Raw genomic sequence first — 18,144 nt, 5'->3', positions numbered from 1 at the left:
CCGAGCTGGGACCCAGCCGGCTGAGCCGGACTCTCACCCGGCCCGCTCACGTCTGGAGCTCCCTGACCGCGCGGTAGGCGGCGGTGATCGCCGCGTCGGCGTAGGCGGCCGGCACCGAGTCGGAGTTGGCGATCGCGATCCGGCCGGCCCGCCGGCGGGCCAGCGTCGCGGGGAACGGGCCCCGCGGGTAGAAGTCGAGGTTCCACGGGGTGGCGTACTCGGGCGCGTAGCCGTGGCCCCACCGGTTGACCGTGATCGCCTGGATGTCGCGGGCCGGGTCGAAACCGCCCGGGCCGAGCAGCCGGGTGAGCTGGTCGCGGATGCTGTACTCCAGGTAGTCGTAGGGCGTCTTGATCAGATTGTGGCGCCCGGCGATCGAGCCGTCGGCCGGTGACATGCCCGGCACGGCCGGGGTGGAGATCATGTGCACGTTGATCGGCTGGTCCGGGGTGTCCGGGCGCCGGTAGTCCCCGATGCTCACCGGGTAGTCGAGCTCGGCCACGCACCAATAGGCGCCGGTGAAGCGGGTGTGGTGGACGCCCAGCCTCTTCCAGGACTCCCAGTTGCGGAGCTGGACCGTCGAATACAGCATCGGCACCTTGACCGCCTTGCGCAGCGCGTCCTTCTGCTCGTCCGGCAGCTCGCCGACCAGGTAGGGGATCACCATGTTCCAGCAGGCCATGATCACGCCGGCCGCCCGGACGGTCCTGACCCGGTCCCCGTCGAAGTAGCCGACCGTGGCGGTGGCGGCCGTGGCGGGGTCGCCGTCGTTGGCGGCCGAGACCACCGGGCACGACAGGCGGACGCGGACCTGGTTGCGCGGCAGGTCCAGCCGGTCGTAGTCGAACGTCGCGGTGCTGATGTCCGCCATCTCGGTGGCCGTGGCGAAGCCCGGGACCATCCGGCCGACCATCATCCGGACGAGCGCCTGGTTGCCCTCCGGGAAGTGGTAGATGTACGGGTCGTCGGCCTTCCACTGCTTGATCACACTCGGCGAGTTGTACTCCGACGGCTCGGACCTGTCGAGTCCCAGCCCCCGGAACCCGGGATAGCCGTGGGCGCCGGCGCTGCCCCAGGCGTCGATCGCGCCGAAGGTGTCGGAGCCGTAGCCCCACTCGTCGTTCGGCATGGTCCGGACGTACCGCAGCACGTCCGGGTGGACCTTGCAGACGTCCCTGAGGAACTCCGCGTAGGTGAGCCCGGCCAGGCGCCGCTTCTTCTGGCGGTCGGACAGGCCGGGGAACCAGTCCGGCGGGTGCCCGTAGAGCATGATCAGGTCTTTCCTGGCCTGCTCGGCGACCGGCAGCTCGGCGATCCACTCCGGGGCCTTCTTGCCGGGGGTGAAGACGACCAGCTTCTCCCTCGTGAAGGTCTCCCGGTCGCAGAAGACGCTGTCGTACATCTTGAGGTCGGTGTAGAGCTTCTGGTCGAAGTACTTCTCGAACCTGCGGACCTTCACCCCGATCTTGTCGAGCAGGTCCTTGCCCTCGGGGGTCCACGCGGACGGGGCTTCGATCGACTGCGATCCGCCGTACCCGATCAGCGGTCCCCCGCGGTCCTGCGGGTGGAACTCGTTGCGGCGGGCGTGGCCGCCGAGCTCGTCGTGGTTGTCCAGGATCAGGATCCGCGCGTCCGGGGCGTGCTCCAGCCACCGGTGGGCCGCGCTGACGCCGCTGATCCCCGCGCCGACCACGACCAGGTCGTAGTGCTCGCCGGTGGGTTCGGGCGCGCCCGCGTAGTCCCAGAAGCGGCCGTCGCGCAGGGCGTGCGGCACGCTCAGCGCCTGGGGGGTGTTGCCCTGCAGCCCCGTGAGGTCCGGCGGGTAGACGATCTCGGGCGGAGCCTCCGGCCGCCCCGTGCCGATGGCGCCGGGCCGCCCCGCGCCGGCGCACCCGGCCAGCGCGCCCAGCGCCGCGACCCCCGCGGTCACGGCCACCCCGTCGAAGAAGTCGCGGCGGGAGATGGGCCGGTCCATGCCCAGCTCGCGGGCCTTGATCGGAGTGATCTCCTGGGGATCGGTCATGGGGCGATCATCACGATCAGGGGGAAATCCCCCAGCCGCCACACGCCGTTTCCGGCAAGTTTTTGCCCGCCCGGCCGGAACGCCATTAATGATATTCGCCGATTGGACGCCCGATGTCACCGGGGAAAGGCACCGGGTGGTAAGCGGAAACGGGCGATGCCCGGAATCGTTTCAGTGATATGTGCGGTAATGCCGCTTTCCGGATGGATGTGCGGGGCGTGCAGGATCGACCGGCCGGGCGCGCCGGACCCTTCGATGGGGCGCGGTGACCCCGGCCGGCGGGGCGGGGCGCCCGGCCGGCCGGATCGCCGGCCGGTTCAGGAACGCATTGACGATTGCGCTCGTTGTCGGGGCAGAGATGAAGCGCAGTGATTTGCGCCGATAGTCCGACAACGCCTATCTCGCCCGGAGGGCGGGTGGTGAATCAGGGCATATCGGAGTAGCGTCCGCATTCGGGATTTCGGTTAATGACGGGACGAGGAGCCTCGCGTGGTCGGTAAGCAGGGCAGGGTCACCGGCAAGATCGGTCCCGGCCTGGTCGGGGAGGTGATGGTGGCGGTCCGAGGGGGTGTCGAGGCGTTCTACGCGCACGCCACGGTCCCCGACGAGGAGATCCCCACGGGCTCGATCGTCATCGTGGTCGACTACTTCCCGCCGCGTACGGTCTACGTCGCCCGCGCGCTCGTCTGACTCCCTCCTTCTTCTCCTTCCTCCCTCTCCCTCCACCGCGGAGACTGTGATGCCTACGGAGTATCTCGTCATCGGGGGCGCCGTCCTTGTCGCCCTTCTCGTCATCATCATGCTGTTCAAGGCCGTCTGGCGGGTGGCCGAACCCAACGAGGCGCTGATCATCTCCGGTCTCGGCGCCCGGGGCAAGACCGAGCTGACCGACAGCCTCGGATTCAAGATCGTCACTGGTAAGGGCACCTCCGTGCTCCCCGGCTTCCAGACCGCGCGCCGCCTGCGCCTGGACAGCCGCGCCGCCAACCTCCAGGTCTCCTGCGTCACCCAGCAGGGCATCCCGGTGGTCGTGAAGGGCGTGGTGATCTACAAGGTCGGCGACGACCTGCACTCCATCGCCAACGCCGCCCGCCGCTTCCTCGACCAGCAGGACTCCATGAACGGCGCCATCCACGAGCTGTTCACCGGCCACCTGCGCTCGATCATCGGCAACCTGACCGTCGAGGACCTCATCCTCAACCGCGAACGGCTGACCGGCGAGACCCGCGCCTCGGCCGCCGACGAGATGATCAAGCTGGGTCTGATCGTCGACTCCCTGCAGATCCAGGAGATCGACGACGAGACCGGCTACATCACCAACCTCGGCAAGCCGCACGCCGCCAGGATCGCCGCCTCCGCCCGCATCGCCGAGGCGCAGCGCGACCAGGAGGCCACCGAGGCCGAGCAGATCGCCGCCGCCAACAAGGCCTCGGCCTGGCGCGACTCCCAGATCAAGCAGGCCGCCTACCAGGCCGAGATCGACGAGGCGCAGGCCAGGTCCCGCCAGGCCGGCCCGCTGTCGGAGGCCTCGGCCCGCCAGGAGGTCGTGGTCCAGGAGACCCGCGCCGCCGAGCTGGAGGCCGCGCTGGCCGAGCAGCGGCTCCAGGCCCAGGTCCGCAAGCCCGCCGACGCCAGGGCGTACGAGACCGTCACGCTCTCGCAGGCCGAGCGCGACGCCCGCATCGCCCAGGCCGAGGCCGAGGCCCGCGAGACCGAGCTCCGTGCCACCGCCCAGGCGTCCCAGGTCAAGCAGGCCGCCGCGGCCGAGGCGGAGTCGGTACGGCTGCGCGGTCTGGCGGCGGCGGAGGCCACCAAGGCCACCGGTCTCGGCGACGCGGAGGCGGCCAAGGCCCGCGGCCTGGCCGCCGCCGAGGCCGCGCAGGCCCAGGGCCTGGCCGAGGCCGAGGCCGCCAGGGCGAAGGGCCTGGCGGAGGCCGAGGCGATCCGGGCCCGCGCGCAGGCCCTGGCGGAGAACCAGGAGGCGGTCATCGCCCAGCAGCTCGCCGAGAACTGGCCGAAGATCGTCGAATCCGGGGCGAAGGCCTTCGGCAACGTCGACCACATGGTCGTCCTGAACGGTGCCCAGGGCATCGAGGAGATGCTCGCCAAGGCCCTCACCCTCGGCGGCACCGGCCTCGGCCTGGCCCGCTCCCTCCTGAACGGCGCCACCCCCAACGGCACCGCCGCCAACGGCACCGGCCCCGAGACCAACGGCAAGGCCGTCGACCCGGCCCCCTGAGGCAGGCGACCGCCCGCCGGGGCTGTCTCTTGAGGGAGGGTCCCGCGCGGGCGCGCGGGGGGCCGTCCGCGGCCTACCGCGTGCCGTAGCGCTCCCGGCGGACCGTCGCCTTCTTCCCCTTGATGGTGCTTCCCCGCAGGACCGCGATCACCTCGTCGGCCGCGGACTCCGGGACCTCCACGAGGGAGAAGCGGTCGGCGATCTCGATCGCCCCGATCTCGCGCCCGCTCAGGCGCGACTCGCCGGCTATCGCGCCGACCAGGTCCTGCGGCCGGATCCCGGAGTTGCGCCCGGCGCCGACGAACAGGCGGGTCATCCGGCCCGTCGGCGCCGGGCCGCGCCGTTCCTGGCGTCCGGCGGGCTCACGGCGGCCACGGCCGTCCCGCTCGGTCCTGAGTGTGACGTCCGGGATCTCCTCGTCGTCGTCGGCGCCCCCGCCGGCCTCGTGGGCCAGCTTCACCGCGGCGAGCGCCACCTCCACGATGTCGAACTCGTCGGCGAGCGTCTCGACCACGACGCGGAAGCGCTCCAGGTCGTCCTCCAGGAGGCTTTCGTGCAGCGCGGCGCGGGTCAGCTCCAGCCGCCGGGCGCGCATGTCGGCGATCGTCGGCACCTTCTCGATCGGGATCCGGCGCTTGGTCACCCGCTCGATGGTCTTGAGCATCCGGTGCTCGCGCGGCTCGGCCAGGGTGATGGCCACGCCCTCGCGGCCGGCCCGGCCGACCCGGCCGACCCGGTGCACGTAGGACTCCGGCGCGGAGGGGACGTCGTAGTTGACCACGTGGGTGAGCTGCTCGATGTCGAGCCCGCGCGCGGCCACGTCGGTCGCGACGAGCAGGTCCGCCGTGCCGCTCCGCAGCCGTCCCATCACGCGGTCGCGCTGCTCCTGGCCCATCCCGCCGTGCAGCGCCTCGGCGCGGTAGCCCCGCCCGTTCAGGGTCTCGGTGAGCTGGTCGACCTCGTCACGCGTGCGGCAGAAGACGATCGCGGCAGTGGGCGCCTCCACGTCCAGCACGCGCCCGAGCGCCGCGGGCTTGTGCGCCCGCGGGACCATGTAGGCGGTCTGCCGCACGAGCGGGGCCTCGCCCGGGGCCGTCGTCTCGCGTCCGATCTCGATCCGGACCGGGTCGTTCAGGTGGCGGCGGGCGATCCCGTTGATGCGCGGCGGCATCGTCGCCGAGAAGAGCACCGTCTGGCGGTCTTCGGGGGTCTGCTGCAGGATCGCCTCGATGTCCTCGGCGAATCCCATGTCGAGCATCTCGTCCGCCTCGTCCAGGACGACCATCTCCAGGTCGTCCAGGCGGAGCGTGCCGCGGCCGATGTGGTCCAGCGCGCGGCCGGGCGTCGCGACCACGACGTCGACGCCCTGCTGGAGCGCCCGCAGCTGCCGGCCGATCGGCTGCCCGCCGTAGATCGGCAGGATGCGCGCGCCCAGCTCGCGGCCGTAGTGGTGGAACGCCTCGGAGACCTGGACGGCCAGCTCGCGCGTGGGCACGAGCACCAGCGCGATCGGCTCGGGGCCCTCCCCGTCCCGGGCCATCCGCTGCAGGACCGGCAGCGCGAACGCGGCCGTCTTCCCCGTCCCCGTCGCGGCCTGCCCGAGGAGGTCGTGCCCTTCGAGCAGCGGGGGGATCGCCTCGCGCTGGATCGGTGTGGGCTCCTCGTAGCCGAGACCGGACAGCGCGCGCAGCAGCTCGGGCCGCAGTGCCAGGTCGGCGAAGCTGCTCGTGTCGTCGGTCGTGTTCAGGCTCATGGTCGGGCTCCTCGTTCCGGGACGGACGTGTACGGGACTCACGCTGACCACACGTTCCGTCCCTGCTGCGTGTCCCATCCTCGCGGCGGACCCGGGCCGCCGGTTCCGCCGACCCAGTATGGTGCACCTCTTCAGCGTGGCGGCCGTGGCGAACGGCCTCCCGCACGTGTGCGGATGGGGCAGCCGACCGACCCTACCGGGGATGGGCCGGGCGACGTCGACCGGGCAGCGTTGGGCAGGCCAAGGTGCTTATTTCGTGACATGCCCCGGTATGGGCTAAATGAACAGTTCCCGGCCGATGGGCCGCCGCCGGCGGCGGTCACCTTCCGGACAGGTGCGTCAGGCGGGCGGCAGGCCGAGCTGCGTGCGCAGGTCGGCGTGCTCCTCGGTGAGGACCGCCCTTTCCGTGGCCGCGTTCAGGGTGCCTGGGGGGCCGTCGCGGCGTGTGCCCGCTGCGATGCGAGTGCCAGGACCACCTGCCACGGCTGGGTGAATCGCAGCATATTGCCGGAGGGATCAAGGAAGGCGCAGTCGCGGACGCCGTCGAGCTGGTTGATCGGTTCTTGCATCACTTCAGCGCCCGCGGCCTCGATGTGCTCGAAGGTGGCGTCGCAGTTGTCGGTCACGAAGACAAGGCGGCCCAGCAGGCCCTTGGCCATCAGGTCCTCGATCGCCTGACGGTCGGCCGGCGAGGCACCCGGGTCCGCGCCGGGTGATCCGAGGCGGATCTGCACGTCCGGCTGCGACGGCGGGCCGACGCGCACCCACCGCGTCCCCTCGGTCTCGACGTCGTCGCGTACCTCGAAGCCGAGCACGTCACGGTAGAAGCCGAGCGCCTCGTCAACGTCGTGGACGGCGAGAGTGCAGGACGACAGCTTGAGATTCATGCCGGTCACGCTGCGGACCGGTCGGGGGGTACGGCTCATCGCCGTTCCTTGTCGTCGGCGCTGAGAAAGACGATGTCGAGGTCGCGGAGCCGGTCCGGGTCGGTGTCGATGGCGATATGGGCGATCTTCCCGCCGCTGACGGTGAACGTGAAGACGGCCTTCGGCCGGCCGCGGTGCGACCAGACGGCCGCTGGAACGCCGTCGACCAGAGCGAGCCGGGCGGCCTGAGCCCGGCCGGCGAAGAAAGCCGCCACCGCGTGGGCGCCGCGGACCTCGACGGCCACGGCGTCCGGGTCGAGCAGTTCGAGCAGGGCGGCGAAGTCCCCGCTCCGGGAGGCGGCAAGGAAGGCGGCGACGATTTCCCGCTTCGCCGATCGCGCGGCGTCGGACGCGTCCGCCGCGCCTTGCACCCGGCGCCGGGCCCGGCTGGCGAGTTGCCGGGCCGCCACCGGGGAGCGGTCCATGATGGCGCCGATCTCGCCGAACGACACGGCGAAAACGTCGTGCAGGACGAACGCGAGCCGTTCGGCGGGAGTCAGCGTGTCCAGCACCACCAGCAGCGCGACACCGACCGAATCGGCCAGCAGCGCCTCGTCCTCGGGGCCGGCCTGGCCGACTGGGCGGATGCCCGGGTGCGGCGCGGCCGGCTCGGGCGGCAGCGCCCCGGCCGGCTCCTCACGCCGGGCCCGACGCGCCTCGAGCATGTTCAGGCAGACCCGGGCAACGACCGTGGTCAGCCACCCAGCCAAATTCTCCACCTGGCCGGTGTCGGCGCGGCTGACCCGCAGCCACGCCTCCTGCACCGCGTCCTCGGCCTCGCCAGGTGAGCCGAGCATCCGGTAGGCCACCGCGTGCAAGCGGCCCTGGTGCTCGGCGAACCGCTCGCTCAGCCAGTCGTGCTCAACCATCTGTCACATTCCTCCGTCGCGGCCTGTCATACCGATTGACCGGCGAACCCACGCCGATGTGACATCCGGGCCCGGCCCGGGATGTTCGGCCTGCCGGTTCAGGCAGCGCGTACACCTCGAACAGGGTTCAGGCAGCGCGTACACCTCGAACAGAAGGAGACACACCATGAAAGCGCACGTGAGCTCGATCCTGCTCGGCGTCCGGGACATGGAGCGGGCCAAGCAGTTCTACACGGACGGTCTCGGCTGGAAGATCAAGAACGACTACGGCATCTCGGTGTTCTTCGAGTCGGACGGAGCCTCGCCCGTCGGCTTCTACGGCCGTGAAGGCCTGGCCGACCAGGTGGGCACGGCCCCGGAGGGCAACGGCTTCAGCGGACTGGTCCTCACCTACGTCGTCCGCAGCGAGGCGCGGGTCGACGAGATCATCGCGGAGGCCGAGAAGGCCGGCGCCACGATCCTCAAGCCCGCCGGCGCTCTGCCATGGGGCGGGTACGGCGGCACCTTCGCCGACCCGGACGGCTACATCTGGAGCCTCGGCTACAGCGCCCGGGGAACGGATCAGCCCTACGCGGAGTAGCCGCCAAGGAGGAGGAGTGGGTCCGGCGTCGACGCGGGACGCCGGTGCCCTCGCGGAGGGATCCGGCTTCCGCGGCGTCTCGCTCCACCTGAACCCGGACTCCAGGGAGGCGGTGGACGAGACCATCCGCAACGCGGTGGCTGCGGGCGGCGGCGTGGTCAAGCAGGTGGCCGCCGCCCGGTGGGGCGGCTCGTCCGGCCTCGCCGCGCGCCGGGCGGCTCAGATCATCACGTGGGCGTCGGGGTGGCCGACGAAGGAGAACTGGGCGTTGCGGGTGAGCTTGATGTCGTCGGCCTGCCAGGTGTGCATCCCGGCGTCGCCGCTGCGCCAGTAGACGAAGTTGAACCGGTCGGCGGAGTAGATCTTGACGCGGTCCTCCTTCAGTCTCCGGACCAGGTGGGTGTCCTCACCACGGGTGATGTCGGCGAAGCCGTAGTGGCGGAACATGTCGGCCTTGCCGAGGAAGGTGCCGCCCTGGACCAGCCAGCTGTAGCGGTGCTCCAGGCCGGGCAGGCGGAGCATCGTGGTGTTGCTGCCCTCGAAGTAGGCGTAGTGGGCGCCCTTGCCGACGAGTTCGGCGTCGGAGTAGTCGAAGGCGCGGACCAGGTCGGACAGGTAGTGCTCGCCGTAGAGGTTGTCGTCGTCCATCTTGGCGATCAGCTCGCCCTCGGCCGCGGCGATGCCCAGGTTCATGCAGGCGCCCAGCGACAGCGACGGGTCGGCGGGCAGCACCACGACGTCGGAGATCCCGGCCATGCGGGCCTTGTCGGCGACCACGACCGGGTCGATGTCCAGGCCGTGCAGGACCATCACGAGCTGGAGCGGCCGGTGGATCTGCTTGGCCACCGAGGAGATGGCGTGCTCGATCTGGGCGGCGCGGTTGGTGGGCAGCACCACCGAGACGGACCTCGACCGCTGCTCGACGGGCCTGCCGAGGAAGGAGAGGATCTGGTCGACGCGGTGGGTGAACAGGTGCTTGTCGAAGACCTCACGCATGGCCAGGTGGCCCTGGCGGGCGCGGAGCTCGGGGCTGTTGATCAGGTGCAGGACCTGGTTGTAGGACTCCAGCTCGTCGCGGGCGATCGGGATCAGCGAGCCGAAGGTCTCCTGGATGGCCCGTGACCAGCCGGAGACGATCGAGGTGGAGCAGGCCGACAGCTCGAAGACCCGGCGGGCGCACATGGTCGGTGAGTCGAGCACCGAGTTCACGTTCAGGAAGACCTTGTACATCTTGTACGCGGCCAGCATCTGGTCGTAGGGGAGCTCGCCCACGATGTGCGGGACGTATTCGGCGGGCCAGGCGTACTTCTCGTCGACCGTGCCGTTGCGGGCGAAGATGTGCAGGCCCAGCTCGCGGATCGGGGCGAGGACGGTCTCCATCTGCTCGCGGCGCTCGGGGTGCTTGTCGCGGAAGTACATGCCCGCGAAGACCACGTCGTGCAGCCGGCCACGCCGCTCCTGGATCGGGTTGTGCACCCGGGGCTGGGCGGCGAACTGCAGGACGTCGACCCGGTCGTGCCCCAGCACCTCCCGGTAGCGGGGCACCATGTCGCCGTCGCAGGTGAAGACGTAGTCGAACAGCTTGGCCGTGTCGATGAAGAAGTCGAAGTTGGGCGGGTCCTCCTTGTTCCAGAAGACCGTGGGGATCCCCTCTTCGCGGCACCAGTCGATCAGGGCGCGCAGCTCCGGCTTGGGGGCGTTGGAGCCGGTCATCTGGTAGCGCCAGCGGCCCTGGTTGCCGTGCCAGGCCGACTCCACGAACAGCAGCTCGGGACGGCGCTCGGCGAAGATCTCCGGCCAGTCGCGGAGCCCGAACTCGATCTGGTCCCACTCGTATTTGAACGCCATCCGGGAGAAGTCGTCCAGGATGACCGCGACCTTCATGTCCGGCCGGTTGACCGGTCCGGCCGGCCACTTCACCTTCGGCACGTCCACGACGGGCCCCTGGCGGTCGAGCTCCTCGATCACCTCGGCCACCGGCCGGGGCGCCTCGGGCCCCTTGCGGGGCCGCAGCGCCATGCGGAGCTTGCCCGGCAGCCGCACGACCCCCGACCCCTTGGCCCCCGTGATGGCCTCGGCCACCCGGTAGGGCCGCTGGACCTTGGTGGACTCCAGCTTCCACTGCGCGTAGTCCGCGCGGGCCTCGGCGATGGCCAGCCGCCGCTCCAGGTCCCGGACGCGCTCCTCGAAGCGCTCGACGACCTTGCGCTCCTCGGGCAGCCAGTTGATCGGTCCGAGACGCTGGTACTTCGGCTCTTCGGGGGTCTGCTCACTCATGGGGGAACTCATGGGGATCGCCTTTATCCGGGGTCGTGCCAGCGTACGGCTTCGGCCGCGACGAAATATTCGTTTTACAGGGATTTGGGCGGTACGGCCTGTGCCGCCGGAGAGAGGTTGCCGCCCTTGAGCCAGGCCTCGATCACGCGGGCGATCCGGGGGCCGGCCTTGCCGTCCCAGAGCGGGGGCAGCTCGCCCGAGGGCGTCGCCGCGCCGTCGGCCAGGGCCCGGTCGGCGGCGGCGGGCAGCAGCGCCGGGGTGACCAGGCGGTTGGTGCCGTGGGTGACGGTGATCGGCCGCTCGGTGTTGGGCCGGACGGTCAGGCAGGGGACGCCGAGCATGGTCGTCTCCTCCTGCACGCCGCCGGAGTCGGTGACGACCAGCGCCGCGCCCCGCACCAGGGACAGGAAGTCCACGTAGCCCAGCGGGTCGACGATGAGGAGGTTGTCGCCGTTCACCAGCCCGGCCTCGGCCAGGCGGGCCCGGCCGCGCGGGTGCAGCGGCACCGCGATGGGCAGGCGCTCGCTCACCGCCAGCACGGCGTCGACCAGCTCCTTGGCGGAGGCGGGGTCGTCCACGTTGCCGGGGCGGTGCAGGGTGGCCACGCCGTACCGCTCCGGGAGCCCGAGGCGGGAGCGGACCGGGGCCGGGTCGAGGCGGTCCAGCGCCGAGAACAGGCTGTCGATCATCGGGTTGCCGACGAGGTGGACGCGCGCCGGGTCCACGCCCTCGTTGGCCAGGTGCGAGAGCGCGTCCGGCGAGGTGGCGAACAGGATGTCGGACAGGGCGTCGGTGACGACCCGGTTGACCTCCTCGGGCATCTCCCGGTCGAAGGAGCGCAGGCCCGCCTCGACGTGCGCGGTCGGGACGTGGAGCTTGGCGCAGACGAGGATCGCGGCCAGCGTCGAGTTGACGTCGCCGTAGACGACGACCAGCGCGGGCCGGTGCGCCAGGACGACGTCCTCCAGGCCGGTCAGCAGGGCCGCCGTCTGGCGCGCGTGCGAGCCGGACCCGACGCCCAGATTGGCGATCGGCTCCGGCAGCCCGAGGTCGGCGAAGAACACGTCCGACATCAGCGCGTCATAGTGCTGACCGGTGTGGACGATGCCCTGCCTCACCCCCAGGGCGTCGAGACCGCGCACCACCGGAGCGGCCTTCACAAAGTTGGGCCGCGCGCCGAGCACGTGCAGGACGAGGGGATTGTCGGGGTCCGGGGTCGTCCCCAGTGGGGCGTTGTCCCTCATTGACCTCGCCTTTCATGCGGGAGTGTGGCAAACGTTGCCTATGGTACGGTCACGGCGTGGTATCCGATGCCAGCAGGCCAGACTCCTCCAAGATCTCCGCGAAGTCGGCACGTGCCGGTCTGCGGGGGCTCATCAGGGGGTTCGTCCAGCACCCTGTGATCGTCTCCCGAGTCGTGGTGACCAAGGTCAAGTCCGACCCCGTGCGTGTGGCGCAGGCGGCCGCGGAGACCCTCCCGCCGAGGCTCCGCCCCGTCGTGGGACGGTTCGCCTGGCCCGCCGCGCGCCAGGCCAGGTTCGTGGTCCGCAGACTCGGCATGCGCGTGCTCAAGGGCCCGTGGAACGGAGCCAAGGAGCACTTCGACGCCGGCCGGATGACCGAGGCCGTCGCGGTGCTCCAGCCGTACGTCAAATACCCCTTCATCAAGCGCCGGGCCACCTACTACGCCGGCGAGCTGGCGGCCATCCAGCCCAACCCGATCCCGCCCAAGTCCAAGGTGATCGTGGGTGAGCGGATCGAGGGCCGGGTGCTGCACTGCGTCACCAACGCCCTGCCGTACACGCAGGCCGGATACACCGTGCGCACGCACCGGATCGTCACCGCGCAGCGGGCGGCCGGGCTGGACCCGCACGTCGTGACCAGCTGGGGCTGGCCGATGATGCAGGGCCACGTCGACGTCACGCCGTACGAGGAGATCGACGGGACCCCCTACCACCGGCTGCTGCCGAGCGGCGAGGTGCCGTTCGAGAGCCACGGCCGCATGATCCGGGGCGCCGGCGAGGTGACCGAGCTGGTCAGGACGCTCCGGCCGCAGGTGCTGCACGCCGCGACCGACCACCGCAACGGCTCGGTGGCGCTGGCGGTGCGGGAGCGGACCGGCACGCCGATGGTCTACGAGGTCCGGGGCTTCCTGGAGGAGACCTGGGCCTCCCGCGACCCCAAGCGGGTCGGCAGCCAGCGGCACGTGCTTCAGCGCGACCGCGAGGCGTTCATCATGCGCTCGGCCGACGCCGTGGTCACCCTCGCGGAGACCATGGCCACCGAGATCGTCGAGCGGGGCGTGCCCAGAGAGCGGATCTTCCTGGCGCCCAACGCGGTGGACGACTCGCTGCTGACCGCCGAATACGACGGCGCCGCGTTCCGTTCCGCCTACGGCATCGAGCCCGGCGAGATCGTCATGGGCTCGGTGTCGAGCATCGTGGCCTACGAGGGCTTCGCGACCATGATCAGCGCCGCCGCCCTCCTGCGCGACCGGGGCGCCCCGATCAGGCTGCTGCTGGTCGGGGACGGCGCGGCGCGCCCGGAGCTGCTGGAGCAGGTCGAGGAGCTGGGGCTGGGCGACCTCGCGATCCTGCCCGGCCGGGTCGGTCCGGACGAGGCGCTGCAGGCCCAGTCGGCCATCGACATCTTCGTCTGCCCCCGGGAGGACCTGCGGGTCTGCCGGCTCGTCACGCCGTTGAAGCCCGTCGAGGCGATGGCTCTGGGCAAGCCGGTCGTGCTCAGCGACCTGCCGGCCCTGTCGGAGCTCGTCGGCTCCGACGGCGCCGGGCTCCTGGTCCCCGCCGGGGACCCGGAGGCGCTCGCCGACGCCCTGGCCGGGCTCCGCGACGACCCGGCACGCCGGGCCGCGATGGGCGAGGCCGGACGGGCCGAGGTGGCCGCGAAGCGCACGTGGAGCCGTGTCGCGGAGACCTACCGTGACATTTACCGGTCGCTTGCGGGTTGATGGTCCTGTGCCGGTGACAGGTAACCCAGCCGTTTGTGATGCGTTCAATCGCATTAGGCGTGGCTTGCGCGGAGTTGAGATAGCCTTTGCCACCATGAAGTGTTGTTTCCGGCTTTCCAGGGTCACCCTGTGAGTGAGCACAGCCAGCCGGCCGGCGGGCGCGGTGCCCTCGCGGGCGCGGCCGAGGAAGGAGGCCGCGTGAGCGCCTATGACCTGGCCGTGATCGGTCTGGGATACGTCGGCATGCCACTGGCCAAGGAGGCCGCAGCCGCGGGCCTGCGGGTCGTCGGCTTCGAGGTCGACCCCCGCAAGGTGGAGGCCCTCAACGCGGGGCGTTCCTACATCGACGACCTGACCGACGCCGACCTCGAACACATGCTGGCGGGGGGGTTCAGCGCCACGCTGGACGAGTCCGTGCTGGCCGACAGCCGCACCATCGTCATCTGCGTGCCGACCCCGCTGGACGAGGACCACCGCCCTGACCTGTCGGCGGTGGAGGGGGCCACCCAGACCGTCGCCCGCAACCTGTCCTCGGGCACGCTCGTCGTGCTGGAGTCCACGACCTGGCCCGGCACCACCGACGAGGTCGCCCGCCCGATCCTGGAGGCCTCCGGCCTCGTCGCGGGCACCGACTTCCACCTCGCCTTCTCGCCCGAGCGCATCGACCCGGGCAACCCCAAGTACGGCCTGCGCAACACCCCCAAGGTCGTCGGCGGCTACACGGCCGCCTGCCGGGACCGGGCGGTCGGCTTCTACTCCCAGTTCGTCGAGCAGGTCGTGCCGGTCAGCGGCACCCGCGAGGCCGAGATGGCCAAGCTCCTGGAGAACACCTACCGCCACGTCAACATCGCCCTCGTCAACGAGATGGCGATCTTCTGTGACGAACTCGGCATCAACCTCTGGGAGTCCATCGAGGCGGCGGCCACCAAGCCGTTCGGCTTCCAGAAGTTCCTGCCCGGACCGGGCGTCGGCGGGCACTGCATCCCCGTCGACCCGTCCTACCTGTCCTACACGGTGCGCAAGCTGGGCTACCCGTTCCGCTTCGTGGAGCTGGCCCAGGAGATCAACGAGCGGATGCCGTCCTACGTGGTGGCCCGCGTCCAGCGGCTGCTCAACCGGCACAAGAAGGCCGTCAACGGCTCCAAGGTGCTGTTGCTCGGCGTCACCTACAAGCCCGACATCGCCGACGAGCGCGAGACCCCGGCCCTGCCGGTCGCGCGGGCGCTGCTCGAACTCGGCGCCGAACTGGTCTTCGCCGATCCGTACGTCAAGGAATGGCGTGTGGACGGTAACCCGGTGCCGCGTGAGGAAGACCTCTCCAGGGCGGTCGCCGAAGCGGACGTGACGCTGCTGATGCAGCAGCACGCCGCCTTCGACCTGTCGACCGTCGAGGACCACGGCAGACTCGTGCTCGACACCCGAGGCGTCCTCGCCGAGGGTGAACGCGTCGAGCGGCTCTAGCGACGGAGGGCTGCGCGCAGTGCACGTGCTCGTCATGACGGTGGTGCATCACCCCGAGGACGCCCGGATCCTGCACCGGCAGATCCGCGCGCTCGTGGATGCCGGTCATGAGGTCACGTATGCCGCGCCGTACACCGCACGGGGCGTAATGGTCCGGTCGTGGGTGAACGGCGTCGATCTCCCCCGGGCGGCTGAGCGCAAGCGGCTTTCGGCCGTGCGCGCCGCCCGCAAGGTGTTCAAGCGCATGCGCGACCAGGTTGATCTGGTGGTGATCCACGACCCCGAGCTGCTGCTCGCGGTCGTAGGCGTGCGCAAGCGGCCCCCGGTGGTCTGGGACGTGCACGAGGACACTCCGGCGACCCTGTCGCTGAAGCCCTGGCTGCCCGCGTTCCTGCGCCCGCCGGTGCGCTTCCTGGCCCGCATGCTCGAAGGCACGGCCGAGCGTCGCCTGCACCTGCTGCTCGCCGAGACCGCCTACGCCGGCCGCTTCCACCGGGCCCACCTGGTCGTCCCGAACGAGACCTGGGTGCCCGACGACGTGACCCCGCCGGGAGACGACCGCGTCGTCTACCTCGGCTGGCTGTCGGAGGCGCGCGGGGTGCGCGACGCCATCGAGGCGGCCCGGCTGCTGCGGCCCTACCGGGTGGCGGTCGAGCTGATCGGCTACGCCGACCCGCAGTCGCGTCCCATGCTGAACGAGGCGGTGGCCGAGGGCGTGCTGGAGTGGCGCGACTTCATGCCGAACGACGAGGCGCTCAAGCGGCTCGACGGGGCGCTGGCCGGGCTGTCGCTGCTGCACGACGAGCCCAACTACCGCCACTCCATGCCCACGAAGATCGTGGAGTACATGGCCCACGGCATCCCGGTGATCACCACCCCGTCGCCGCGCGCGGTGGAGCTGGTCGAGCGCTACAGCAGCGGCATGGTCGTGCCCTGGGAGGACCCCAAGGCCGTGGCCCAGGCCGTGCTCACCCTGCGGGACGACGTCAGGGAGCGGCATGCTCAGGGCGCCCGAGGGTATGCGGCGGCCCGTGCGAACCATCACTGGCCCAACTCGGCCCGCCGTTTCGTGTCCCAGCTGGAGGCATGGGCAGGGGTTAAAAGCTGATTTCTTGTCTGGCGATGCTGCTTATGTCCGCCTGATCACAAGAACGGTAGTGTCCTGAACGTGCGCTGGTTGACCGCTCTTCTCGGCGTGGCGATCCTCGCGGCGGTGGCGGCGATCGTGCTGGTCCTGCCCAGGGACGGGGACGTCCCGGCGGGCGACAGGACCTCGGCCGCCCCCTCGCCCTCCACCACCGTCTCCGCGGCGCTGACCCCCGAGGCCAGCGCCTTCACCGACCCGTGTGGAACGTTCGACACCGAGATGGCCTCGCCCTACGCGGTGACCGGCTACTGGCTCATCCCCACCGCCGACCACTGCACCTGGCGGCGGCAGTTCGGCGCCATCCACGAGGTGGGCGGCGACACGGTGATCCGGATCGGCTGGGGACTGCAGGCCCGCCGCCTCGACGACGACGGCCGGATCCTGGAGAACAAGAGCGAGGACGACGAGGAAGAGGACAAGGTCGACCCCCGCTACGAGCCGTGCGAGGAGGACGGGCTGCCGTGCGTGGCGGCCGCGGAGCGGGATCTCAAGGCGGCCAACCCGGGCAACCGGGTGAGCTGGACGTTCGTCTACCGGACCGACGAGGCGTTCGGGCCGGGGCTGTTCCGCTGTCCCGAGTTCGAGCGGAAGATCCAGGTCGGCAAGACCGTCTTCTACCGGCTCATCGCGACCGAGGACGGCACCGACGACCCGAGCTGCGCCAACGTCAGGAACAAGGGCCGCGGCTATCACGTGATCCTGATAGCCGCCGCGGAGAAGGACAGCCTCACCGAGCTGCTCGACCTCGGCGACCAGTTCGGCGTGAAGGTCTTCCCCGCGCTGCCGCTGGCCCCGCGCGACCCGGCGCAGAAGACCCGGGCCGCCCAGCAGGGGACGAAGACCCTCATCACGCTCACCCGGCGCATCCTGCAGGACTACGGCGCCCGCTTCCAGGACCGCGTCTCGCTCGGCGGCTTCTACCAGCCCTTCGAACTCCAGATGCGGGAGATGCGCTACACGGGGTCGGACGACCCCGAGGTGGCCAAGCTCGACCACCCGACCCTGCGGGTCTACGCCTCCCAGCACGAGATCGTCGAGCAGGAGATGCCGGGCAAGCCGATCCTGGTCAGCCCCTACATGGACGCGCGCAAGCGGCTGCCGATCAGCGCCAGCCCCAAGCAGGTGGCGGCCGGCTTCGAGGCCCTCGCCAGGACCGGGGTCGGCATCATCGCGCCGCAGGACAGCCGGGGCACCGGCAAGGTCGGCCTGTTCTGGCCGGACCAGCGCGACGACCAGGTGGACGAGCGGCTCCGCACGGTCGTGGGGGAGACGACCAACGGCATCGCCTACCACGGCTCCACCCGCGACTACTACCGGGAGATGGCCGCGGCGCGGACCCGGATGGTGGAGCAGGGCTACAACGTGCAGCTCTGGGCCAACGTGGAGGCGTTCGAGCCGTCCGACGAGAAGTTCTGCGCCGACCGGGCGGGCACCCGGGGGCGCACCGACAAGGAGCGGCTCGACACGGCCGTGACCCAGGTCGGCCGCTACGTCTCCAAGGTCGTCTCCTACATGTGGAGCGACTTCTTCACCTGCGGCTCCCCGTCCCTGGCCGAGGACATCGCCCGCGACCACGACCGGCCGATCCCGGTGGACGCCGTCCGCAAGGAGCGCGACATCCAGGACGGCATGGAGATCCGGGGCTACAACCTGCCCATGGGCTCCAAGGTGACGATCACCTGGGACGGGCAGGAGGCCCCCAAGGTCGTCGACGTGGCCGGGGTGGACCTGACGGAGCCGCCGCCCGACCTGCCCGCCCGGATGACGACGGCCTGGGTCCCGTTCGACTGGACCCAGGTCCCGCCCGGCGCCTGGGTGCGGATCGAGGTCGCCGCGCCCGACGGACGGGCCGCCGCCGCGCCGCTGCACGTCCTGATAAACGCCTGACCGGTGTAACGTGC

At 71.0% G+C, this 18,144-nt stretch carries 13 protein-coding genes; 7 read left to right on the top strand and 6 right to left on the bottom strand.

Annotated elements, in window-relative coordinates; translation table 11 throughout:
* Positions 1–46: 46 nt before the first annotated feature.
* Entirely contained in the window at positions 47–2,023 is a 1,977-nt protein-coding gene (locus J2S55_RS14900; RefSeq protein ID WP_306860909.1) for an NAD(P)/FAD-dependent oxidoreductase, read from the bottom strand.
* A 489-nt stretch (positions 2,024–2,512) separates the two neighbouring features.
* Between J2S55_RS14900 and J2S55_RS14895 the strand changes: the two genes are divergently transcribed.
* A complete protein-coding gene (locus J2S55_RS14895) occupies positions 2,513–2,713 on the top strand; it encodes an NfeD C-terminal domain-containing protein (protein ID WP_306860907.1) in 201 nt (66 codons plus the stop codon).
* A 49-nt stretch (positions 2,714–2,762) separates the two neighbouring features.
* Complete coding sequence (locus J2S55_RS14890) at positions 2,763–4,262, top strand: SPFH domain-containing protein (RefSeq protein WP_306860905.1); 1,500 nt, start codon at positions 2,763–2,765, stop codon at positions 4,260–4,262.
* A gap of 73 nt (positions 4,263–4,335) precedes the next feature.
* Here the strand turns inward: J2S55_RS14890 and J2S55_RS14885 are convergent, their stop codons facing one another.
* The 3 genes from J2S55_RS14885 to J2S55_RS14875 all read right to left on the bottom strand — a co-directional run bounded on the left by J2S55_RS14885 (position 4,336) and on the right by J2S55_RS14875 (position 7,810).
* Entirely contained in the window at positions 4,336–6,015 is a 1,680-nt protein-coding gene (locus J2S55_RS14885) for a DEAD/DEAH box helicase (RefSeq protein WP_306860903.1), read from the bottom strand.
* Positions 6,016–6,431: 416 nt separating this feature from the next.
* Positions 6,432–6,941 (bottom strand): VOC family protein, encoded by a 510-nt coding sequence (locus tag J2S55_RS14880; RefSeq protein ID WP_306860901.1) that lies wholly within the window; start codon positions 6,939–6,941, stop codon positions 6,432–6,434.
* Positions 6,938–7,810: a sigma-70 family RNA polymerase sigma factor gene (locus J2S55_RS14875; RefSeq protein WP_306860898.1), complete on the bottom strand. Its 873-nt coding sequence runs from the start codon at positions 7,808–7,810 to the stop codon at positions 6,938–6,940. The genes J2S55_RS14880 and J2S55_RS14875 overlap by 4 nt, the downstream gene beginning before the upstream one ends.
* A gap of 166 nt (positions 7,811–7,976) precedes the next feature.
* Between J2S55_RS14875 and J2S55_RS14870 the strand changes: the two genes are divergently transcribed.
* Positions 7,977–8,390 (top strand): VOC family protein, encoded by a 414-nt coding sequence (locus tag J2S55_RS14870; protein ID WP_306860896.1) that lies wholly within the window; start codon positions 7,977–7,979, stop codon positions 8,388–8,390.
* 219 nt (positions 8,391–8,609) lie between these two features.
* Here J2S55_RS14870 and J2S55_RS14865 read toward each other — a convergent pair whose 3' ends face one another.
* Positions 8,610–10,667, bottom strand: a complete 2,058-nt coding sequence (locus tag J2S55_RS14865) for a glycosyltransferase family protein (protein WP_306860894.1) — start codon at positions 10,665–10,667, stop codon at positions 8,610–8,612.
* A gap of 74 nt (positions 10,668–10,741) precedes the next feature.
* The gene (gene wecB / locus J2S55_RS14860) at positions 10,742–11,911 is read right to left on the bottom strand and encodes a non-hydrolyzing UDP-N-acetylglucosamine 2-epimerase (RefSeq protein WP_306860892.1); all 1,170 of its coding nucleotides are present in this window, start codon (positions 11,909–11,911) and stop codon (positions 10,742–10,744) included.
* Between the two features lie 56 nt (positions 11,912–11,967).
* On the opposite strand from wecB, the gene J2S55_RS14855 reads away from it, so the two are divergent.
* The 4 genes from J2S55_RS14855 to J2S55_RS14840 all read left to right on the top strand — a co-directional run bounded on the left by J2S55_RS14855 (position 11,968) and on the right by J2S55_RS14840 (position 18,130).
* On the top strand, positions 11,968–13,635 hold the full coding sequence (locus tag J2S55_RS14855; protein ID WP_306860890.1) for a glycosyltransferase family 4 protein: 1,668 nt from the start codon (positions 11,968–11,970) through the stop codon (positions 13,633–13,635).
* 198 nt (positions 13,636–13,833) lie between these two features.
* Positions 13,834–15,096: a nucleotide sugar dehydrogenase gene (locus tag J2S55_RS14850; RefSeq protein ID WP_306860888.1), complete on the top strand. Its 1,263-nt coding sequence runs from the start codon at positions 13,834–13,836 to the stop codon at positions 15,094–15,096.
* 19 nt (positions 15,097–15,115) lie between these two features.
* Entirely contained in the window at positions 15,116–16,204 is a 1,089-nt protein-coding gene (locus J2S55_RS14845; protein ID WP_306860885.1) for a glycosyltransferase, read from the top strand.
* A gap of 60 nt (positions 16,205–16,264) precedes the next feature.
* Complete coding sequence (locus tag J2S55_RS14840; RefSeq protein ID WP_306860883.1) at positions 16,265–18,130, top strand: DUF4434 domain-containing protein; 1,866 nt, start codon at positions 16,265–16,267, stop codon at positions 18,128–18,130.
* Positions 18,131–18,144 lie beyond the last annotated feature (14 nt).

The sequence above is a fragment of the Streptosporangium brasiliense genome, assembly GCF_030811595.1.
Lineage (GTDB): Bacteria > Actinomycetota > Actinomycetes > Streptosporangiales > Streptosporangiaceae > Streptosporangium > Streptosporangium brasiliense.
This window is presented reverse-complemented; position numbering and strand designations above follow the sequence as displayed.